This is a genomic window from Maribellus sp. YY47 (genome assembly GCF_023111095.1).
Taxonomy (GTDB): Bacteria; Bacteroidota; Bacteroidia; order Bacteroidales; family Prolixibacteraceae; genus Draconibacterium.
On the sequence record NZ_JALGYW010000023.1, the window covers coordinates 38718 to 61873 of the forward strand.

The window sequence follows — 23156 nt, forward strand, 5'->3', positions numbered from 1 at the left end:
TCATGGTACAGACAAGGAAGGAATACGATCTGCTTGGCACCAAACAAATTCCTGCCGATGCTCTGAGGGGCATCCACACCGCCAGGGCGATGGAGAATTTCCCGCTCTCAGGAAGACCGGTTCACGCTGAACTGATAAAAGCTTACGGCGAAGTAAAACTGGCCTGTGCGCAGATTAATCATCAATTAGGTTATTGGAAAGATGAAGCCAAAGCCGATGCCATTGAAAAGGCCTGCGCCGAATTGTCTGCAGGATTGTTAAACGAACATATTTTGGTAGATGCCTTGCAGGGAGGTGCAGGAACTTCGACCAATATGAACGTGAATGAAGTGATCGCCAACCGGGCCCTGCAGATCATGGACAAAATCCCTGGCGATTACGAAGCCATCTCTCCTCTCGACGATATTAACCTCCACCAAAGTACCAACGACACTTATCCAACAGCCCTAAAAATAGCTGCAATTCGTCTGCTTCGTATTCTGGAGCAAAACATTTTGGCTTTGCAGGAAGCTTTTCAACAAAAGGAAAAGGAATTTGCCGATGTGGTTAAAATCGGGCGCACACAAATGCAGGATGCGGTGCTTACCACTTTAGGCAGGGAAATGAGCGCTTACGCGGAAGCATTTAACCGCGACCGCTGGCGAATTTACAAATGCGAAGAGCGTTTGCGGGTGATTAACCTGGGAGGAACGGCAATTGGTACCGGTCTGGGAGCACCCCGACAGTTTATTTTCAGGGTAACCGATAAACTACGCGAAAATACCAATACCGGACTTGCACGCAGCGAAAACCTGATTGATGGAACGCAGAACACCGATGTTTTTGTAGAAGTATCGGGCATTTTGAAAGCTTGTGCCACCAATCTCTTAAAAATAAGTAACGATCTGCGTCTGCTTGCCAGCGGCCCACATGCTGGATTAGGTGAAATAAATCTTCCTGCACTGCAGGCGGGGTCTTCCATCATGCCCGGAAAAGTCAATCCTGTTATTCCGGAGGCAGTGGCTCAAGCCGCGATAAAAGTTATGGGGAATGACCAGATAATTGCACAAGCCAGCAGTTCCGGCAATCTGGAGTTAAATCAGTTCATGCCCTTAATCGCAGATACATTGCTGAATTCGTTGGATTTATTGTCGAATGCTGCATTGATTTTCACCCAAAAGTGTGTTTCGGGCATTACTGTAAACCGTTTGATCTGCAAAAGAAATATCGAAAATTCTACAGCTACGATCACAGCACTTGTGCCGGCAATCGGCTATGAAAAAGCCAGTAAAATTGCCCAATTTATCAAAGAGAAGGAAATAACAGTGAAAGCAGCAGCCACTGATTTGGGGTATTTAACAGAAAAGGAATTTGAAGAACTTATCAGTCCCGAGGCTGTCTGTAAACTTGGCAACTAACTGAGCAACTGACATTAACAGCTCGTTAACAAATTGCAACATGCTGAATTTCAGCCCAAAACACGCTCGACCTAATTTAATATAAAAATATCTTAATATTCACTTGGATTTTTATCTGAATATTGTTAATATTGAGTCTAAATTAGAATAAAAGAGAATTTTATTTTATAACTTAAAAATTAATGATCATGAAAAAAGTATTATTTGCTCTTGCATTTGTAGCCGTATACGGTTTATCGATGGCGATGACTTCAGCGCCTGTTGTTACACAGAACGACAATGTAACAGTTACCGTTGAAGTAAAAGACAACGTTGAAAAAGAAAAAGAGAAAAAAGCTACAAAATCAGAAGCAAAATCAGAAACGAAAGCTGCGGCTAAATCGGAAGGATGCGCTGGAAAATCAGAAGCAAAATCAGAAGGTTGTGCAGGAAAATCAGAAGCTAAATCGGAAGGTTGTGCAGCTAAAAAATCGGACTGCAGCAAATCTTGCGACGGAGAAAAGAAATAACTACAGAATTTTTCCTTATATCGAAAGACCATCTGTCTATCTGGCAGGTGGTTTTTTTATGTAGCGCAATGACCAATCATTTATTTTCAGCGAAAAATGCTATATTTCCAAGCAGAAAAAACAGATAAATCACGCATTACGAACAAATGTAATTTTCAAAGATCATTAACCTTTAATTAAATTCACAATGAAGAAAACTTTATTAATTCTGGCTCTGGTTGTTGCTTACGGTGTATCGTTTGCCAACACTTCTGCAAAAATGGCTTCTGTAAAAAAGAATACTGTTACCATAGAGGCTAACGACAACAACAATATTGCGGCTCAGGAAGAAGAAAAAGACAAAAAGAAAACGGAGAAGCAAAAAACTCAAGCTAAAGAAACCAAGAAAGCAACCGGGTGTACTGAGACACAAAAGAAAAGTTGTGCAGCTTCGGGGAAAACCTGTGGTGCACAAAAATCGGAATCAACAGCAAAGAAAAGCTGTTGCGGAGAAAAGAAATAACCATCTACGGCTTATAATTCAGAAGGGTGCCCAAAGCACCCTTTTTTTGGCTAATTTTGCAGCCTATTCAAGTGAATCATTAAATAAAAGCAACAGACAAAATGAGGGCACCAAAAACATTCCGTTTACACATTGGTATTTTTGGAAGAAGAAATGCGGGTAAGTCCAGCATATTAAATGCTCTCACGAATCAGGATGTTTCCATTGTTTCAGACGTAGCCGGCACCACCACCGATCCGGTAGAAAAACCAATGGAATTGCTTCCGCTGGGCCCGGTGCTATTTATCGACACAGCGGGAATTGACGACGTAGGCGACCTGGGCAAAAAACGAATTGCCAAAACACTGGCAGTTTTCGACCGCACCGACTTGGGACTGATCGTCACCAACTTCGGGGATTTTGGCGAATACGAACAAAAACTCATGGACGAGCTGAAAGACCGCGACATTCCCTTTATCATTGTTTTCAATAAATGCGACCTGCATACCGAGAATTTATCGTTAACCGCAGATTTTGATTCGGTAAAAGTCAACTATGTACAGACTTCGGTTGCAACCGGTGCCGGCATTCCAGAATTAAGGCAAAAGCTTTTACGCTCGGCTCCCGACGATTATATCAACCGCCCAAGTATTCTGGCCGACCTGGTAGGACCGGGTGAAGCTGCAGTACTGGTGGTACCGATCGACAAAGAAGCTCCCAAAGGAAGGCTGATTCTTCCGCAGGTACAGAGTATTCGCGATTTGCTCGACAACGATTGTTTTTCGGTGGTGGTAAAAGAGCGGGAACTTCGGGAAGCCTTATCCCGCTTCAACAAACCACCCAAGCTGGTAGTAACCGATTCTCAGGCCTTTTTAAAAGTGGCTGCCGACACTCCGCCGGAAATACCGCTGACTTCGTTTTCCATTCTTTTTGCGCGTTTTCAGGGCGACCTCACCGAAATGGTTAAAGGCGCCATGGCCATCGACCAGTTAAAAACAGGAGATAAAGTGTTGATTGCCGAGGCCTGCTCGCATCATCCGATTGGAGAAGATATTGGCACCGTAAAAATTCCCCGCTGGCTGACACAGTGCGTGGGAGGGAAACTGCAAATCGACAATATGCGCGGACACGATTTCCCGAAAAACGTCGGAGAATACAAACTGATTATTCATTGCGGGGCGTGCATGTGGAACAGAAGAGAAATGCTGAGTCGCATTATGAAAGCACGTCAGGCTGGAGTCCCTATCACCAATTACGGATTGACAATTGCCTATTCTCTGGGGATTTTCGAACGGGCGCTTCAACCTTTCCCTGCTGCTCTCGAATTATATAAAAGTAAATCCCGTTAAGAATTTTTGATTGATTGCTGACTCCCGTCAATCGGTTTAAAGAATCCAAAGAACTCAATCATTCCTCTTTCGTCCTTTTTTAGAAGTTTGAGATTTCCTTTTTCGAAGGCAAACTGAAATTCGATATTGTTGCGAAAGTTTGCAGAATCGACAAAGGTGATGAAATTTTTGGCCACGCTCCATGCCCCGCTTTTTAAATTCTGAATCAACGATACAGGGAGTTGAGCTTTGACCACAAAATTGTCTTCAGAAAAAATCAGCTGCATCATTTGATTTTCGCATTTCAAATCTTCCGGCAGAAAATGAAGGAGCCCCTCTTTTTCATCAACGTAATATTCATAAAGGCGCCATTCTCCCGGAAAATTTTTGGAGATACTTCCAAAAACCGCGGGCGATACCAACCACGAAGTAAATCTTGACAGCAATGTGTTTTGTTTCATAGCGATTAATCTGACGATTGGACAACAAATACATCCAAAAGTTTAATTTTCAAATCAATAAAACGCAGAAATCAAAGCTTGGGTTAAGCCTTCAAATAAATTATCAGAAAGATTCAGTGAAATAAAAATGGAAGATGTTTCGAGGGAAAAAAGGGCAGCTCACCAGCCACCCCTAACTCCAATTAATGATAAAAAATAAGGGTATTACAATACTACTAACTTCGTCCGATAAAAAAGAACATTTACACATGTACTTATTAACATATTTCGGTGAATATCCTCGCTTTCAATCACTAACAATAACTCCAATCTGTTTTTCATTGCCAACAACAGACCTTTTTCCTGCTAATGCAAAAACCCAATATAATCGCACAATTATCTGTTTGTAAATCAAAAACTTTTTACCTACTTTTGCGCCGAAATAATTTTAAGTCGTTGTTATTGACTGCGATGCTGCGACTTAAACATTGTATAACAAATAGTTCTTTTAAAAACATGTATTTAACAAGCGAAAAAAAACAAGAGTTTTTTGCCCAGCATGGCAAAGACGCTAAAGACACAGGAAGTGCAGAAGGTCAGATTGCATTGTTCTCTTACCGGATCAATCACCTTACTGAACACCTGAAAAAAAACAAAAAAGACCACAGCACTCGTCGTGCATTGATTAAATTAGTAGGAAAGCGCAGAAGCTTGCTTGACTACCTGATCAAAAAAGATATCGAACGCTACCGTGCGATTATCAAAGAATTGAACTTACGTAAGTAAATTATAATGAAAGGCAATGCATTGGTGTTGCCTTTCTTTTTTGTAAATTGCAAAACCTCACCACCCATTGTAATTTAAAATTTAAAGATTTATTGTAAAATTATGGTAAACGCAACAGTTAAAACAATCGAATTTGCCGACGGCAGGACGATTACCATTGAAACCGGGAAGTTAGCCAAGCAGGCTGATGGCTCGGTAGTGGTTCGAATGGGTGACACCATGTTGCTGGCTACGGTTGTATCAGCCAAAGAAGCCAAAGAAGATGTTGATTTCATGCCGGTATCAGTTGATTACCGCGAAAAATTTTCGGCTGCAGGCCGTTTCCCCGGCGGATTTCTAAAAAGAGAATCGCGCCCGAGTGATGAGGAAATTTTGGTAGCACGTTTAGTAGACCGTGCACTTCGTCCGCTTTTCCCGGAAGACTATCACGCAGAAACTGCCGTGATGATCTCATTAATTTCTGCTGGAAAAGATGAAATGCCAGACCAGCTGGCAGGCTTAGCAGCTTCGGCCGCTATTTCTGTTTCAGATGTTCCATTTACTACTCCAATTTCTGAAGTTCGTGTGATTCGTGTAAATGGTGAATTCATCATTAACCCGACTTACTCGCAACTGGCAGAAGCTGACCTTGACATCATGGTAGGTGCTTCGCACGACAACATCATGATGGTGGAAGGCGAAATGAAAGAGGTAACAGAAGATGTTATGCTCGAAGCCATCAAAGTAGCTCACGATGAAATTAAAAAGCACTGTAAAGTTCAGGAAGAACTTGCTGCTGAACTGGGAGTTGTAAAACGTGAATACTGCCACGAAAACAACGACGAGGAACTTCGCACCCGTGTAAAAGCTGAGCTTTACGAACAGTGTTATGCGATTGCAACACAGCAGATCACTAACAAAAGCGAACGTTACGGAGCTTTCGAAGCCCTTCGCGATGAGTGGATCGAAAAGTTTAAAGCTGAAAATGCTGAAGACGAAGAGCTGGACAAAAAAGTTAGTCTGATCAAGAGATACTACCACGACGTGGAAAAAGAAGCGATGCGTCGCATGATCCTTGATGAAGGTAAACGTCTGGATGGCAGAAAAACCAACGAAATCCGCCCAATCTGGGGAGAGGTGGACTACCTGCCGGGAGCACACGGTTCTTCTATTTTCACCCGTGGAGAAACTCAGGCGCTGACATCAGTGACCATGGGTACCAAAATGGATGAAAAAATCATTGACGGTGTGACCGTTCAGGGAAAAGAAAAATTCCTGCTGCACTACAACTTCCCTCCTTTCAGTGTTGGCGAAGCAAAAGTTCCGCGCGGACTGGGACGCCGTGAAATTGGTCACGGAAACCTGGCACTTCGTGCGTTGAAAAATATGGTTCCAAATGAATTCCCATATGTAGTTCGTATTGTTACCGATATCCTGGAGTCAAACGGTTCTTCATCGATGGCAACAGTTTGCTCGGGCACAATGGCCATGATGGATTCAGGTATCAAAATGAAAAAACCGGTATCTGGTATCGCAATGGGATTGATCACAGATAAAGGTTCCAATAAATTTGCGGTTCTTTCTGACATCCTTGGCGACGAAGACCACCTGGGTGACATGGACTTCAAAGTAACCGGTTCTGCCGATGGTATCACTGCTACGCAGATGGATATTAAAGTGGACGGTCTTTCGTACGAAGTACTGGCGCAGGCATTACAGCAAGCCAAAGAAGGACGTTTGCACATTTTGGGCAAAATGATGGAAGTTATTTCTGAACCACGCGAAGATTACAAACCAAATGTACCACGTATCGAAACCGTTCAGATACCGAAAGACATGATTGGTGCGGTGATCGGACCTGGTGGAAAAGTGATTCAGGCTATCCAGGAAGAAACCCAGACTGTTATCGTTATTGAAGAAGTTGGCGATGTTGGTAAAGTACAAATCTCGGGAGCAGGACTTGAACCCATTGAAGCAGCTAAAGCAAGAATCAAAGCCATCACAGCTATTCCTGAAGTTGGCGAAGTTTATACCGGAAAGGTAAAATCAGTTGTTGCATTTGGTGCTTTCATCGAAATCCTTCCAGGAAAAGAAGCGTTGCTTCACGTTTCTGAAATGGACTGGAACCGTGTGGAAAAAGCTGAAGACTTCTGCAAGGAAGGCGAGATGATGGAAGTAAAACTGATCGGTGTTGATGAAAAAACCGGCAAGCTGAAACTTTCACGTAAAGTACTTCTTCCAAAACCGGAAGGCTATGTGGAACGTCCTCCGAGAGAAGATCGCGGTGATCGTGGTGGCGACCGCCGTGGTGGCGACCGTCGCGATTTCCGTGGTGGCGACCGCAGAGGAGGTGATCGCAGAGACGATCGCAGAGGTGGCGACCGCAGGGATTTCCGCCCGCGTCGTGAAGAATAGTTGAATTCCGATTCAAAAAGCATATTTAAAACGCTCTGCCTGTTGGTGGGGCGTTTTTTATGGGCTGAAGGATTGAAGAATTCAGGGATTGAATGGAAGAAACGCAACAATACATGACTGTTAAAGTGTAAAATTGCAAACGATCAATTAGAGCTATCTCATTAAAACTGCAACCTGAAACTGAGAACTGAGAACTGAGACTGCATACCACTCTGAACATTGAACACTGAACTCTAAACTAATTTCCATTCCTTTTCCTAACTTCGCTCTCTAAATTTAAAGGCATGGAATCCTGGTCATCTGAAATCATAAAATTAATTGATTCGAAACTCGAGAATGTAAAAGACCGCGATATTCGCTTCTTTCGAATCGCGGAGTTTAAACGCAATATCGAGCGCGTCGAACAGTTCTCACAAACCTGCCCGCACTGTCAGAAAGAACAGATCAACATTAAAGAAGCAGTTGAGTCTGTTGACGAGGCCATCGGAGTACCCGGAAAAGCACGACGTAACTACGACCGACTGATTAGTCGTCTTTCAAAACACATCCAAAACGAACATGGATTTTATCCTCCTTTTCACTTTAGTTACCTGCATGCCCTTTACGGGTTGGTGGCCGGATTCGTATTGGGATTTGGACTAATGAAACTGATCCCTGAGTTTGGCATCGAGCTGCTTTTCGGCGCAATCAGCGTTGGGTTGGTAGCCTCCTACATTACAGGAAGTATCAAAGATCGCCGAATCAGAGAGCAAAAAAGAATCATGTAGTTTTCAACAAAAAAAGAGCAAATCGTAAAAAGCTTCTAATTTTAGGAGCTATTTGAAAATCACGAGTACAAATCAGATGCAGTTTCTTGTTATAGAAGGAAATATCGGTGCCGGAAAAACTACCCTCTCCAAAATGATTGCCGAGGAATACAACGCCAAACTGGTGTTGGAACAATTTGCTGACAATCCGTTTCTTCCCAAATTTTATGAGGACCAGGAGCGTTATTCGTTTCCACTTGAACTCTCGTTTTTAGCCGATCGCTACACTCAAATTAAAAATGAAGTACTGAACCTCGATTTGTTTCATTCTTTTATGGTGGCCGATTACTATTTCGCCAAAACAGCCATTTTTGCGCAGAACACCCTTAAATCGGATGAATACCGGCTGTTTCGCCAGATTTTCGACATCATTTTTGAATCGATGCCCAAACCCGATCTCTACGTTTACCTGCATGCCAATGTCGATCGGCTGATGAGCAATATTGCGCACCGCGGCCGCGATTACGAAAAACACATCACCCCTGCCTACCTCGATAATATCGCTAAAGGCTATTTTAGTTTTTTTAAACAAATAAATTCGTTTCCGCTGCTGATTATCGACACAAATGGCATCGATTTTGTAAAGAATCCGGCGCATTATGAGGCGCTAAAATCAGCTGTATTTGACAATAAATATAAATCGGGAATTAACCGTATAATATTGTGAGAAAAAAAACTTTAGCGAGTTCCAAATACTAAAAAGCTTATTAATTTTGTCGCCTTACTAATAATTTTTATTCACTGAAATATTATCTGTTATGAAGAGGATCAACTTTAAACCTTCTGTTCTGATCGTTGCGACTGCTGTGGTTTTGTCGGGCTGTTCAGGACTCAATAAAATGAAAAAAAATGCCGACCAGATTGACTTCAAGGTTACTCCAGAGGTTTTGGAATCTCACGCCAGCGAAGTTGATGTGGCTATCAACGGCCGTTTCCCCGCCAAATACTTCAACAAAAAAGTTACTTTAACCGCTACTCCTGTTCTGAAATACGAAGGTGGCGAAACCGAATACCAGCCGGTTACCGTACAGGGAGAAAGCGTTCAGGCAAACAACAAGGTTATTGCTTACAACGGTGGTAGCGTATCGTACAAAGACGCTGTTGCGTTTACAAAAGCAATGTCGAAATCAGAATTGTATGTGAACATCACTGCATCGCAAGGCGCGAAATCGGTTGATTTTACACCGATCAAAATTGCCGATGGTGTAATTGCTACCAGCGAAAGAGTAGCGAGTATTCCAAAACCTATTATCGGTATCGTTCGCGAAGCCAACACTTCGGGCAAATACGATCCGAACATCGACGCTTTCCAGAGAATTGTTCCGGATGAGATGGTGGCTGACATCAAATACCTCATCAACCGCTCGAACCTGAGAAGAGAAGAAACGGAAAAAAGCGAAGTAAAAGCATTGGAAGATTTCACAAAAAAAGCCAACGAAGACGAACGCATCGATCTGAAAGATGTTGAAGTTTCGGCTTATGCATCTCCCGACGGAAGCATCGATTTGAACACTGATCTGGCTGCTGAAAGAAAAAATACTTCTTCAGCTTTCCTGGCGAAAAAATTAAAAGAAGCCGGTGTTGCAGTCGAGTTGAAAACAAAATATACTCCGGAAGACTGGGAAGGATTCAAAGAACTGATGGAAAAATCAAACATCCAGGATAAAGAACTGATCCTTCGCGTACTTTCAATGTACAACGATCCTGAAGTTCGTGAACGTGAAATCCGTAACCTGAGTGAAACATTCACTGATGTTGCTGCCGACATTCTTCCGCAACTGCGTCGTGCCAAAATGATTACTTCGGTTGACCTGATCGGAAAAACCGACGAAGAATTAAAAGCTGCTGCAAAAGCTGACCCAGCTTCGTTAACTCCTGCTGAGTTGATTTATGCCGCTACTTTGTTTACCGACTTAAACGAGCAACTGGAAATCTTCGAATCGTTTGTAAAAGTTTATCCAAACGACTGGAGAGGTCCCAACAACGTAGGTTACGTATTGGCCAAACAAATGAAATATGCCGATGCAAAACCTTATTTCGAAAAAGCTGAACAGCTGAAAGACAGCGAGCCTGTTGTTAAAAACAATGTTGGCGCCATTGCACTGGTTGAAGGCGATGTGGCCAAAGCTGAATCTATGTTTGGCGCAGCTTCGGGTGCCGGCGAAGAAGTAAACTACAACCTGGGTATTGTAAGCGTTAAAAAAGCAGAATACGACCGCGCAGTTCGTTACTTCAGCAAATTCCAGGATCCAAACACCGGTTTGGCAAAAATTCTGGCAGGCGACAACAACGGTGCTATAAAAGATTTGGATGCTTGTGAAATTCCAAATTGCTGGATGACTGAATACCTGAAAGCAGTTATCGGCGCACGCACAGCAAAAGAAAGCTTGTTATTCGACAGTTTGAAGGCTGCTTGCGACATCAATCCTAAATTGAAAGCCGAAGCAAAAGTGGATATGGAATTCGCTAAATATTTCAGCGATCCTAAGTTCAAAGCAATTGTAGACTAATTAGAAGTCATCACGATATAAAGGGCAGCCGATTGGTTGCCCTTTTTTTTGCGGTTTTGTAAAAGCTCCGCAACCTTTTTCATTGTAAATCCATCTAACGAACATGACAACAATTCGCTGGATTTGTCTTTTGTGTGCAACTGTTTTTTCCTTCCTTCTGACGAAGCCATCAGCAGCGCAATATTCCTATTATGGAAGGACCAGCGATTTAGCAACTGAACACCCTATCGGGAACGTAACTGTTCTCCACAAACAACTTTCACAAATCATAACTTCCGACATTAACGGGGCTTTTAACTGGGATTTCAATTTAACGGAACAACCTCAAAAGTTTCGGATTGTCTACAATATGTTTTTTGCTCCAAAAGATGAAAAAGTATCTCTTCAGATTTATACAGTTGACGGAAAGCAAATTCTTCATTCGGGTGAGATCGGCAAAGCTGGAAGTTACCTTCTTCCCCGATTAAAAACCGGAGTGTATATTTTAAGGGTAACTTCCGAAAGCCAAAACGAGACGCTCAAAATATTTTCGAGCGGGAAGGACATTACTCTGCTGCAACCGCAAAATTTCAACAAGAAAGCCACTTCTCCCGATACCTTGGTTTTCTCAAAAGAGGGGTATTACTGCCGCGAAATCGCTTTTCCCAGAAAAGACACCATTGTTCACGTAAAACTACTGGCAAAATCAGGTAACGACTTAAATTACTTAAATGGCCTGCCCGACTACGACGCCTATTCTCTTCTTCACAGCAGCCCCTTTGTTACCAATCAGGGAGATGTGGAGTCAGTAAAATTCATTTACAATCAGCGTTCGAACCTGGTTTATTACATGAACAGCAAACGATATAAAATACACTACTACTTTGCCGAGCAATTTCTCGGTTATTCCAAAGGACATTATCATTTCAACATGACTCAATACACCGACTCCAACGAGCGGTATCTTTTTCCGGGCGAGATCAACTATTACAAAGCGCTGAATAAATACGTGCTTCGTTTTTATGCGGGCGACAAGATGGGTTGCTCTGAGATAACAGAGGTCATGGAAAAAATTTACGCCACATCGTATATGGAAGGGAAACTATACCTGTATCCGAATAATCAGGAATGGGAGAACTGTGGTAATCTGCCGGTAATCACTTCGGAGGAGTTATACGAAGGTCAGAACTACCAGGCTCTAAATCTTGCAGAAGGGTATGGTTATTTACGAAAAGTCGAAATCAATCATCTAAATGAAACCTATCTCGGGAAACATGACATTATTTTACTAAACGGAATTCCCAACGATGTTTCGGTGGTTGCAGGCATCATCACCACTGAATTTCAAACGCCACTTAGTCACATAAACGTGCTTAGTCATAACCGCGAAACTCCGAACATGGCTTTGCGAGACGGCTGGGTTAATACCCGGCTCGATTCACTTATGGGACAACTGGTTTATCTCCATGTACAGGCCGATTCGTTTGTCATTCGGCAGGCGACATTGGAGGAGGCAACGCTGTTCTGGAATCAAAAAGAGCCAAAAACTGCTGTCGTTCTCGAAAAAGACGAACACACTCAGGGTTTGATTGATCTTACGACTGCCGGCTTTGCCAATGTTAAGCTAATCGGAGGAAAAGCAGCCAATTTTGCTGAAATGCTCAAGATTGAAAATCCGGAAATTCCAACTCCGGAAAATCCTTTTGCACTGCCATTTTGCTATTACGTTCAGCACGTAAAAAATAACCAGATTCAGCCATTTATTGAACAGTTGCTTTCTGACGAAACATTTAAAACAAACCAGGAATACCGGAGGATAAAACTGGAAGAAGTCCGTAAAAAAATCATTGACGCTCCCATAGATCCACAACTGGTTGAGATGGTAAAAAACAAAATTTCAAATTTTAAAGATTTTGAGGCTTATCGTTTTCGCTCTTCAACCAATGCCGAAGACCTCGAAGGTTTTTCGGGTGCGGGGTTGTACGATTCTTATTCGGCAAAGAAAGATGACGAAACCAAGACCATTGAAAACGCGATTAAGAAAGTGTGGGCAAGTTTATGGAACTTCCGGGCATTTGAAGAACGGGAATATTATAAAATAGATCAGCGTTCTGCGGCCATGGGAATTCTGGTTCACCGGTCGTTTCCCAACGAGGATGCGAACGGTGTGGTCATTACCAAAAACCTGTACAACATTAATCCCGGGTTTATTGTAAATGCGCAGTTCAACGAAAACAGCATTGTATTTCCGGAACCGGGAGTCCTGCACGACCAGGTAATTTTATACACCTACTCGCTGGATTACTCGCGCGACTTTACCATTGAATATTTGTCTCACTCCAATTTAGTGGAATTTCGGGGTCAGAATGTATTAAGCGATAAAGAATTGTACCAGTTGGGAACTTACTGCCTGGAAATAAAAAAACACTTTTTCAGTAAGGTACCGCACTCCTGTAACTGTTTGTTTGACGATTTCGGACTGGATATCGAATTTAAAATTGATTCGCCTGAAGGAAAAAGAAAATTGTATATCAAGCAGGTACGACTGTATAATTAATGCTCGATTCAAAAGCTCTCAAAATCAACTAAACAAATCAATCTTATCAACTCCATTAAATAGTTAACACTTAACAATCTCAAAACATGCTATTTAACACTCTCTGATATTTGTCATATAATTTCGGGGGGGGGAATAGTACCTTTCAATGGAGTATTCTTCCTGAACATAGACTTTACTCTACCATTCCAGGCATTCTACTCAAAGAAAAAACATAAGTTATTAACCCAAAATTCAACCCAAATGAAAAATTTTGTTATTCTATTCCCTCCCTTTTACTATTAATAATGAGCGTTATAAACAACAGTTAATCATTCAATAAATATTACTACCATGAAAACACAAATTATCTTGTTGCTTGTTTTTTGCACTCTGTCTTTTAGTTCATTTGCCCAACCTCGCAAAGGTTCAACCGAATTGAGTGGATTTGGAAATTTTACAAAAGGGAAAAGTGAATCAGGTGATAAAACCGCCACTTTCGAACTGAATACGTCTGCCAGTTACTTTGTTCTGAGAAATTTATCCGCTGGTCTCAAAATTTATTACAGAGGATATAAAGAATACGAATTTCAATCAAATCCAATTTTGGATGAATTCGTTATCGGGCCAACTATTGAAGCATTTATAATGAATCAGGAAAAAATAGGCATCTCATTAAAAACGAGTTTAAACTTTACGCTGGGCAGTGATTTTGCTGCTCAGGATAATGGTTATTCGTCTTTTATTATCGGGCCAAAGGTTGCATGGAATATAACTCCTAATTTGAGTACCTTTCTTTGGTTTGCATACCGGGATACTAAAAACTCAGACGACTACACTCAGAATGGCTCAATCATTCCGAGTGACAATTTCGATATTCGATGGGGATTTAGCTACTATTTGCACAGCAAAAAACAAAAAGAATAAAAGCACGTAAATCGATACAATACCAAAAGGCAATTCGGATTTCCGGGTTGCCTTTTGTTTGTTATTTCAAATGTCCTGAAAGATTGCCAAACTGTTTCGGAAGAATCTGTCTCAACAATGAAACATATCTATTCTTACATTCCAGGTAAAATTGGAAAACGGAACACGGATGACACTGATCCTGACAGACAATCACGGTTAAAGCAGCGTTAATCATTGGCTTCTGAGTTATCAGCGTTCTGATTAATTACAACAGCAAGTTTTGCCAGAAGCTCATTTGCGCCCCAACCTCAGCCTTAGCCTCAACCTTTTTTATACTTCTTTTATGACAAAATCACTTTGTTACCCCGCCGAAAAATCCTATTTTCCACGTTCATTAAAAAACTTGCACAGTTATGGAATACATTAATCAATACGTTGAAGAAAACAAAGATCGTTTTCTGGAGGAACTTTTCGGCCTGATCCGGATCCCGTCGATCAGTTCAGAAAAAAGCCACAAAGAAGACATGTACAAGGCCGCCGAATACTGGAAACAAACCTTGCTTTCGGCCGGTGCCGATAAAGCCGAAGTTTATGAAACCAAAGGCAATCCGGTTACTTATGGCGAAAAAATAATTGATCCGGCGTTACCAACTGTTTTGGTGTATGCCCACATGGATGTTATGCCGGTCGATCCGATTAATTTATGGAAATCGCCTCCGTTTGAACCGGAAATCAGGGAAGGGAAAATATGGGCGCGCGGTGCCGACGACGATAAAGGGCAGAGTATGATGCACGCCAAGGCATTTGAGTTGATGGTAAAAACCGGAACACTGCCTTGCAACGTAAAATTTATGATTGAAGGGGAAGAAGAAATCGGATCGCCCAACTTACCCGCCTGGTGCGAGGAGAACAAAGAAATGCTGAAAGCCGATGTAATTTTGGTTTCCGACACTTCGCTGCTTGCGGCCGACATTCCGTCGATAACCACCGGACTACGCGGACTTGCTTACTGGCAGGTGGAAGTAACCGGGCCAAACCGCGACCTGCACTCCGGCTTATTTGGTGGCGCTGTTACCAATCCAATCAACGTACTTTCGAAAATGATCGCACAAATGACCGACGAAAACGGGCATATCACCATCCCCGGTTTTTACGATGACGTAATGGAAGTTTCGGCTGAAGAACGCGAACTTTTGGGACGTGCCCCGTTTAATGTGGAAGAATACAAAAAAGCCATCGACGTAGAAGAACTGGGTGGCGAAAAAGGATATACAACAATGGAGCACACCGGAATCCGTCCTTCGTTTGACGTTTGCGGAATTTGGGGTGGTTACACCGGCGAAGGGGCAAAAACTGTACTGCCATCGCAGGCCTTTGCAAAAATATCTACCCGTTTGGTGCCCAACCAGGACCACGAGAAGATTGCCGTTCTTTTCAAGGAACATTTTGAAAGCATTGCTCCAAAATCGGTAAAAGTGGAAGTGACTTCGTTGCACGGTGGCCCTGCCTATGTTTGTCCTATCGATATTCCGGCCTACCAGGCGGCTGAAAAAGCATACACGGACACTTACGGTAAACGTCCGGTACCGGTACGTTCAGGCGGCAGTATTCCTATTATTTCTTCGTTTGAAAAAATACTGGGCATCAAATCGGTGTTAATGGGATTCGGACTGGAATCGGATGCCATTCATTCACCCAATGAAAACTTCCCCTTGGAACAGTTTTACAACGGCATTAAAACCATTCCGTTGTTCTACAAGTATTTTGCTGAGATGAATAAATAGTTCGAGGCATTAAGATATATTTTAGGGAGCCGTTCTTTTTCCAGAGAGCGGCTCCTTATTTTCAGATTATTGCTTAATCAATTCCAGGTACATCAACTCCATCCCGTTCCAGTTTGAGGATTCCGGGCTAAGGGCAACGGTTAAATCACCTGCTTCTCCAATGGTAACAGAGCCCAGATCGACCACCTCGAAGCGCTCGCCGGTTGCCCGAATATTTGCCTGAAGCTTGTTATCACCCAATGTAACGTTTAGGGTATTGTCCTGCTCACATTTCACCAAAGCCTCCAATTTATAAGTTCCGGCTTCGCTGGTAGTAAACATCCACTCTAACCGGGCGTTTTTATCCACCCAGTTGGTAATAACCGATTCGGTTCCTTTCCCTTCCAATACGGCGTGTATCCCATAACCGGGATTGTAAATATCGGCAAAGTCAGCAGGTAACAGTACCGATCCTTCTTTTATAGAGGGCTTATTGCTCGTCACTTCTATTCGCCCTTTGGTTTTCACCACTACTACCGTATTAATTTCATCAAAAATAACGGAAGGAGCATGAATCTGAAGGTCTCCATTTTCAAATTTCCAGGCAAAAGACTGTTTCGGATTGGCCAGCAAATAAACATCGCTCACCCTTGTATCGAGTCCGGGAACGGTTAACAGACCATCCTTCGGCCAGTCGAAAACGTGCAGGTAAAGATTGGTTCCGCCTTTGGTTTCTTTCATTGTACATCTTCCCCAGGGAAGTTTAAAGAACGGGCTCGCTGATGTACCATAAATCGACTCCCCGTTTAGCTGCATCCAGTTTCCGATTTCCTTTAGCCGCTCAACGCTTGGTTCCGGAAATTCACCTTCAGCTGTCGGGCCAACGTTAAGTAAAAGATTACCTCCCTTGCTGGCGATATCCACCAACATTTTTATTAGCTCTTCGCTTGATTTCCAATTATCGTCGTACCACTTGTAGCCCCAACTGGTGTTCATGGTCATACAAACTTCCCAGTCGTAATCGAGCCCGGTTGGCGGTACATGTTGTTCCGGGGTGGAGAAATCGCCGGGCCACGGACGATACAAACGGTTATTGGTAATGAGGTTCGGATACTTGTCAACCTCATTCTGAAGTTTCTGTGCAGCTTCTTCGGTCATCCCTATTGGTGTATCCCACCACAAAATATCGAGACCGCCATAGTTTTCGAGAATCTCTTTCACTTGCGGAAGCGCCTTCGAATTAATATACTCCATTAACGGAGCCTTTGGCAAATCAGGATCCCAGTGAGGCTCCTTGCCGTAGTTCCGATAGGTTCCCCCGGGTTCGTGCCAATCCTGTGCTTCGGAATAGTAAAATCCCAATCGGATTCCATATTTTTTGCAGGCATCGGCCAGTTCTTTTAACGGATCGCGATCGAAAGGCGTGGCATCTACAATATTATATTTATTCGCTTTTGAATGAAACATCGCAAATCCATCGTGGTGTTTCGATGTAATAACGATGTATTTCATTCCTGCGTATTTGGCAAGTTTCACCCATTCTTCCGCATTGTATTTTACCGGGTTAAACGTCTCGGCAAGCTTTTCATAATCTTTCACCGGAATTTTTGCATTGCACATGATCCACTCACTGATTCCGGGAATGCGTTCACCTTTCCACTCTCCGGCCGGTTCGGCATAAAGCCCCCAATGGATGAACATTCCAAAACGGGCGTCGCGCCACCATTCCATTTTCTGATTGTGTTTTAAAGTAGCTTCGTCTTTGGGCGGTTCTTTTTTCTGAGGTGTGCAGGCCATCAGAACAAAAAGTAAAGCAAATACAACAGATAATTTCATGCGGAAGTAGTTTAGTTTATAAATTAATAGTATTGATTTTCTCCTAAAATTACAAAATCAATTGATCTGATTATCAGCATTCACCGACTTAAAATAAACGAGCCGGACAAATGACTATCCGGCTCGTTCTATGTAAAAGAAATATTTTAAGTCCCGAAATCAACACCGCCCCCTGGCACAAGGACTGTTGGTCAGAAAAAATCCGAGGAAAGCTCCCACCCCAACACTCTGTACTATCTCGCCTGTTGGCATAACATCCATGCTTCTTCCTTCAGAAACATAATAAAATATGAATCCACCAACGGCACCAACTGCCATATAAATAAGCGTTTTCCGAAAATGCGGATTCTTCAGTTTTCGCTGAAACCAGTTTCCTTCTTCTTTTATTTCGAGCTTCTTGAATTCCATATTCATATCTAATTATTTAGATACAAAGATATTTGTTTTAAAACAGGAAGCAAGAATTCTACGGTTTTAAACTGAGTTATTGATGTTTACGAAACCTTTTTTGTTACCAGGGTTCCGTCTTCCATAATTACATCGTAAAAATAGCCGGCACCAAAGTCTTTCTCGAGCGTAAGTTTTCCTTTAAATGTAACTTCATCACCAACTTCCACTTCGGCCTGTGTAGTAATGGTTAAATCAAATTTACCCTCGCTCGAAGTTCCATCCTGGATGTGTACCCAGTTTTTGCCCATAACCTGCTCGTTCACTTTTACCACTACCCCGCGAATTTCAAATTCCTGGTTGCTAAATTCAGCGCGTTTGGCAAAAACTTCAGATACCGTAAGTTCCCCTTCAGCTTTTTCCAGTTCAACCTCGGCACTTTTTGCAGCTACTTTACCGCTATGTCCGGCAGGCATTTCAGCTGCCATCGGTTGCTGCTGGCTTAAAGGAGTTTTGCTGATCTGGTTTACGAAATAAATTACATCGAACGTACGATCGATCTCCTTGCTGTGGAAATTGGTCATCTGAAGCGCTTCATCGTAATAAAATACATCACCCGGTTTTGCTTCCTGATGACTAACAGCTACCCAGCGATCTGCCATGTTTTCCTTTACGTTCAGATAGGTATAGGTACTTCCCTGAACCACTTCGGTTACTTCAAAAACATTTTGATTGGCCTGCGCCACACTTTGCGCCTGCTGCGGATTTTTATTTTGAACGCATGAACTCGCAACAAAAGTTGCCAATACGATAAACGCGATTAGTCTTAGTTTGTGCATCATTTTTTTAATTTATTCTGTTTACAATAATTGATTCAAAACTTTTTTCTCAGGCTTAAATATAAGCGATTATAAATATCTTCTTTCTGAACTGTTGCTTCAAAATTAACAGACAAAGAGATTTTTTTGTTGAAACGACAGGTAAAATCCAGTTCACTAATATTTTGGGTAAGCGAAGACAGGGAATTTACATAGTCAAATTTCGCGTGGCGGTAATGCAGCATTACACTCATATTTTGCAGGAAATCTTTGGTCAGGCGGGCTCCGTAAACCTGTCCGTCGAGGTAGGCCGTTTGCATCAGATTTGAAGAAACGTTCAGCGATGCACCCAACGCTGGAATACGCGACCACGTTGCAAAAGCGTTGTAGGTATTGGTATTCCGCGGATCTTCTTTTGAAAACCGTGTTCCAGCCGAAGCTCCCACCATAAGATAATCCAAGGGCCGGTAATTGATCCGTCCTCTAATCCCCTGGCGGCTGGCCTGTGTTAAAACCTCATCGGCATAATTCCGGAAAGTTTCGTAGTAGATCACATTTTTCCGGTTATCGTAAGAACCCGACAGCGATACTTTTCGCGAAAATCGGTAATTCAACGAAAAATAAAAACCGGTAAGACTCAATGAATTCGAGGGTTGATCATTTTCCAGTTTGTACAGATCGAGCTCGACCGATGTAAACACATTCAGGTTTTTCGCCAACGAACTGGTGTGTTGAAAGTACAGGAAACGCCGATCAATGTTTCCCGAATTTCGCTGCTCGAAAAAGGCCAGCGACGACTGCACATAGCCATTGCTTGTTTTTTGACTGTGCCCCAGGTAAGCGCCGTATTCAAAAAGATCAGTGTTAAATCCGTAATCCAGGTAATCGGGTCGTGAGCCAGCAACTACTCCAACAAACAGACTTTTAAAAGCATATTCCAACTGAACTCCGTCAATCGCACCAACATTGGCAATCCGGGGATTGATCTTTCGCCCCAACCAAACCGAAGTCTGCTTATTTACATCGTATTTTACAGCCAGTGCGTAGATTTTCAATGCATCGTTCAGATTATCCCTCACAACCTGCCACTCGTGCAATTTATGCGTAAACGAAACATAGCTTTCAAAGGATATTTTTGAATAACCGATGTTGGAATAATTCGACGAAAAAGTATAGCGAAACCGATGCGAATCGTTTCCCTGCTTACTAAAATTGGAATACGATGAAAGCATTAACCTGCCTGAAAAATTGGGAGTATTCATCGTTTCCCGACTGATTTGTGGCGCAGTAAGTACTTCTTCGTTTACGTCTTTTTCAGGAACCGCCACTTCGGAAATCGTTTTTTGAGGAACGGTCATGATTTCTTTTAATCGGGCAAAAACGGGATCGGAAACCTTTATGGCTGTTTCAGCAATTGCCTTACACAAACAAGATATGGAGGATTTATGCTGAACCAGAAGTGCCGGGGAAAGACCTTCTGCATTTCGGATAAAAAGCGTATCTCCGTTTTCAATGCCTTCCGTGCTTTCAAATCTCACATAAATATTCTCTCCCGAAAGGTAGGATACACGCCCTTCTGTCAAATCCCTTGATTCCTGGGCTTCGACTGCGAATGTCCCTGAAATTAAAACGAACAGAAACATCAGCCAACTGATATGTTTTCCCTGATCAATCATCGCCGGCAAATCCATTGGGGTGACAGGTATAACAACTGGTAGCCGTGTACGTATAGTCATTCACTCCACCGTGGCGGCTGTCCGTTTCAGCCTGGTTATGTTCGTGACAGTCGGTACAACTGAAAACCGCGTACGAAGCAGGCTGCGTATGGCAATCTGCACAATTGTTCCACTCTCCGCGGTGCTTGCCCGAATAAATCGGAAAATAGTAATCATCGTGAATATCAAATTTAGCCGGCTTCCAATCGGGATCGGTGGTGTGGCAATCGGTACAATGCGTCGTAAATCCTGCGTTGTTGTGGGCTGGATTGGTAGCCGATGCAAAATCATTTTGGTGACAGCTGTAACAATCTGTTGACACCGGCTCAAACACTCCGTTTGTATGACAGGCGGCACAATTATTCAGTTCATGCCCTTTTGTAAGCGGAAAAAAGTCGTGGTTAAATCCCTGCGAAGTCCAGAGAAAAGCGTCGATTCTGTGACATTCCATACAGTCGGTTGATAACCCGGATTGCTGATGATTGGGATTGGTGGTAGCCAGGTAATCCTGACGGTGACAATCGATACATTCCACTCCCAGCGGCTGAAACTCCAGGTTCGAAACGGCAGTATGACAATCTGAGCAATCGACCGTATTATGCGCTCCCAACAGGGGGAATCGACTGCCTTGATGCAACTCCGTGATGTTGGTAACCAGCCACGATTTTGGGGTGTGGCATCTGGCACAATCCATCCCAACCGTTGTATTGTGCATATCGGTGTGGCAATCCACACAGTTGGACTTCGCCTGCGAAAAAACCAGCGAAGTATGGCACGATTTGCAGTCAGTGGTTTGATGCTCCCCTTCAAGCCGGAAAGTAGTTTGATCGTGACTGAATTTTGCCGTTGAGGCGGAGAAGATCCATCCTTCCGTAGAATGGCAATCCAGGCAATCAAATTTTAGATCATCGCCGTGCGGACTGTCCTGTGCATTTAGGCCGCTAACTGCCAGCAGTATTCCCAGTATTAATGACATCTTGCGCATGATATGTCTTCAAATTTGTAAACGATGTAATTCCGGATCAAATCATCGGTCGGTTGGTGGCAGGCTGCACATTGCAGGCCGCTGTGTTTTCCGTCGAGTTTAAACCGTGCATTGTCATGATTGAATTTGTCGGGCGACCAGTTATTAAAGGTATGGCACCGCGCACAATCATTTTTTCCCAGAGCTTCAAATTGATTGAAATGAATATCCTCGTGGCAGTTCTCGCAGCTTTCAGCCAGGTTCGAGAATTGCTGTTTTACAACTCCGTTATCCTGCCTGAAATGACAATCGCGACAACCAACCGAAGTATGTTTCCCGCTTAATTTAAACGGCGTTTGATCGTGGTTGAACGTAATCCATTTCCAGCTTTCAACAGAATGACACGAACGGCATTCTGAATCCGGCATATATTTTTCAGGCAAAGCATTTTTGTGAACGTTTTCGTGGCAATCCACACAGCGTTTAGACGGAAGTTTGAAATTCCACTTTTCACCGGCTTTATGACAGGCCAAACAAGGCGTAGCCAGGTGTGCGCCTTCGAGTTTAAATCCAGCCTGATTGTGTTGTTCAATGGAAAAAGAAGCAGGCGAAAACCCATCTACAGAGTGACATGCCGAACAGTCGGGCGAAACTCCATTTTTCTGAAATTGCTTTTCATGGAAATCGCTGTGGCAATCCGTGCATCGGTTGTATTTCAATGCACGTGTATAACTTCCGCTCGTGTGGCACTTCTTACAATCCACCGCAACATGTTTTCCTTCCAAAGGAAAGTCAGTCAGGTTGTGATTAAAGCCTTCGGTTGCTTTGGTTTGTGTGAAGGAAAATTCGTTGTGACATTTCCGGCAATCGTTGCCAAATTTATTCCGATGTATATCCTCGTGGCAGTTGGTACAATTTTCGAACTTCACTCCTGCAAACTGTTGGAAGTTTTTGCCGTTCCTCAGTTCTGTTAAATGGCATTTGGCGCAATCAACCGTCCGATGTTTTCCAACGAGCTGAAACCTTGTTTTAGAATGATCAAAACCGGTTGCCGGGCGAAAGGCATCCTGGTTGTGGCACGATGTGCAGTTGGTGGAAAGCGTATTCTGATGCACATCTTCGTGACAATCCACACAGCTTGTTCCCAGCCCAAGATAAGTTCCTCCCTGCTTTTTCTGAGATATAAGATTCCGGATCAGCTCCGCCTTGTGGCAATCGTTGCAATTGATGGTACCATGTTTTCCTTTCAGCTTAAAACCCGCCAGCTGATGGTCAAACTTCTCAGCGTCAAAGCGAATCAATTTGTAATCTTTGCCAAGGTGTTCACCGTGACAGGAAGCACACTTCTGCCCTTTAACTTCGGCTGAGGCATGATAACCTTTCTTTTGATCCATCAGGGTTTTTATTTCTTTGTGGCATTCCAAACATTTCGATGTGGTTTCCTTTTCACCCAGAATATGACACTGTGTACATTTCTTCAATCCTTCGAGATGAGCATGAACCTGGCTCAACTCGCCGGGTGAAATCTGCGCCAAAAGCATCTGGCCGGTCAGCATTAAACCAGTCAGAAGCAGCACATATTTCAGCAATCTTTTCAT

The 23156-nt window shown here is 43.0% G+C and carries 19 protein-coding genes; 12 read left to right on the plus strand and 7 right to left on the minus strand.

From position 1 onward, the window contains the following. Window positions 1-2: 2 nt before the first annotated feature. The 4 genes from MR764_RS16760 (at window position 3) to hydF (ending at window position 3736) form a co-directional block, all read left to right on the plus strand. Window positions 3-1397, plus strand: a complete 1395-nt coding sequence (locus MR764_RS16760) for an aspartate ammonia-lyase (protein WP_247980600.1) — start codon at window positions 3-5, stop codon at window positions 1395-1397. Between the two features lie 188 nt (window positions 1398-1585). Then, window positions 1586-1906, plus strand: a complete 321-nt coding sequence (locus MR764_RS16765) for a hypothetical protein (protein WP_247980601.1) — start codon at window positions 1586-1588, stop codon at window positions 1904-1906. Between the two features lie 187 nt (window positions 1907-2093). After that, entirely contained in the window at window positions 2094-2408 is a 315-nt protein-coding gene (locus tag MR764_RS16770) for a hypothetical protein (protein ID WP_247980602.1), read from the plus strand. Window positions 2409-2509: 101 nt separating this feature from the next. Beyond that, window positions 2510-3736 carry a [FeFe] hydrogenase H-cluster maturation GTPase HydF gene (hydF, locus tag MR764_RS16775; protein WP_247980603.1) on the plus strand — a complete coding sequence of 409 codons (1227 nt, stop codon included), beginning with the start codon at window positions 2510-2512 and terminating at the stop codon, window positions 3734-3736. On the opposite strand, the gene MR764_RS16780 is transcribed toward hydF, so the two are convergent. Beyond that, window positions 3733-4176 carry a hypothetical protein gene (locus MR764_RS16780; RefSeq protein WP_247980604.1) on the minus strand — a complete coding sequence of 148 codons (444 nt, stop codon included), beginning with the start codon at window positions 4174-4176 and terminating at the stop codon, window positions 3733-3735. The two genes, hydF and MR764_RS16780, sit on opposite strands and share 4 nt — an antisense overlap. Before the next feature lie 495 nt (window positions 4177-4671). Here MR764_RS16780 and rpsO point away from each other — a divergent pair, with 495 nt between their 5' ends. From rpsO to MR764_RS16820, 8 genes are all read left to right on the plus strand, one after another. Then, window positions 4672-4941, plus strand: a complete 270-nt coding sequence (rpsO, locus tag MR764_RS16785) for a 30S ribosomal protein S15 (RefSeq protein WP_247980605.1) — start codon at window positions 4672-4674, stop codon at window positions 4939-4941. 102 nt (window positions 4942-5043) lie between these two features. Further along, window positions 5044-7335: a polyribonucleotide nucleotidyltransferase gene (pnp, locus tag MR764_RS16790; RefSeq protein WP_247980606.1), complete on the plus strand. Its 2292-nt coding sequence runs from the start codon at window positions 5044-5046 to the stop codon at window positions 7333-7335. A 284-nt stretch (window positions 7336-7619) separates the two neighbouring features. Next, entirely contained in the window at window positions 7620-8102 is a 483-nt protein-coding gene (locus MR764_RS16795; RefSeq protein ID WP_247980607.1) for a hypothetical protein, read from the plus strand. Between the two features lie 76 nt (window positions 8103-8178). Then, window positions 8179-8808 carry a deoxynucleoside kinase gene (locus MR764_RS16800; RefSeq protein WP_247980608.1) on the plus strand — a complete coding sequence of 210 codons (630 nt, stop codon included), beginning with the start codon at window positions 8179-8181 and terminating at the stop codon, window positions 8806-8808. Between the two features lie 91 nt (window positions 8809-8899). Continuing rightward, entirely contained in the window at window positions 8900-10651 is a 1752-nt protein-coding gene (locus tag MR764_RS16805; protein ID WP_247980609.1) for a hypothetical protein, read from the plus strand. 103 nt (window positions 10652-10754) lie between these two features. Further along, the gene (locus MR764_RS16810) at window positions 10755-13187 is read left to right on the plus strand and encodes a PEP/pyruvate-binding domain-containing protein (RefSeq protein WP_247980610.1); all 2433 of its coding nucleotides are present in this window, start codon (window positions 10755-10757) and stop codon (window positions 13185-13187) included. 333 nt (window positions 13188-13520) lie between these two features. After that, window positions 13521-14093 (plus strand): hypothetical protein, encoded by a 573-nt coding sequence (locus tag MR764_RS16815; protein ID WP_247980611.1) that lies wholly within the window; start codon window positions 13521-13523, stop codon window positions 14091-14093. Window positions 14094-14488: 395 nt separating this feature from the next. Next, window positions 14489-15859, plus strand: a complete 1371-nt coding sequence (locus MR764_RS16820; protein ID WP_247980612.1) for a dipeptidase — start codon at window positions 14489-14491, stop codon at window positions 15857-15859. Between the two features lie 66 nt (window positions 15860-15925). Here MR764_RS16820 and MR764_RS16825 read toward each other — a convergent pair whose 3' ends face one another. The 6 genes from MR764_RS16825 to MR764_RS16850 form a co-directional block, all read right to left on the minus strand. Then, a complete protein-coding gene (locus MR764_RS16825) occupies window positions 15926-17674 on the minus strand; it encodes an alpha-L-fucosidase (RefSeq protein WP_247980613.1) in 1749 nt (582 codons plus the stop codon). A gap of 159 nt (window positions 17675-17833) precedes the next feature. Then, a complete protein-coding gene (locus MR764_RS16830; RefSeq protein WP_247980614.1) occupies window positions 17834-18088 on the minus strand; it encodes a hypothetical protein in 255 nt (84 codons plus the stop codon). An 80-nt stretch (window positions 18089-18168) separates the two neighbouring features. Further along, complete coding sequence (locus tag MR764_RS16835) at window positions 18169-18903, minus strand: hypothetical protein (RefSeq protein WP_247980615.1); 735 nt, start codon at window positions 18901-18903, stop codon at window positions 18169-18171. 32 nt (window positions 18904-18935) lie between these two features. Further along, entirely contained in the window at window positions 18936-20615 is a 1680-nt protein-coding gene (locus MR764_RS16840; RefSeq protein WP_247980616.1) for a hypothetical protein, read from the minus strand. After that, on the minus strand, window positions 20548-21570 hold the full coding sequence (locus MR764_RS16845; RefSeq protein ID WP_247980617.1) for a hypothetical protein: 1023 nt from the start codon (window positions 21568-21570) through the stop codon (window positions 20548-20550). Before MR764_RS16845 ends, MR764_RS16840 begins: the two co-directional genes overlap by 68 nt. Next, window positions 21561-23156 (minus strand): cytochrome c3 family protein, encoded by a 1596-nt coding sequence (locus tag MR764_RS16850; protein WP_247980618.1) that lies wholly within the window; start codon window positions 23154-23156, stop codon window positions 21561-21563. The genes MR764_RS16845 and MR764_RS16850 overlap by 10 nt, the downstream gene beginning before the upstream one ends.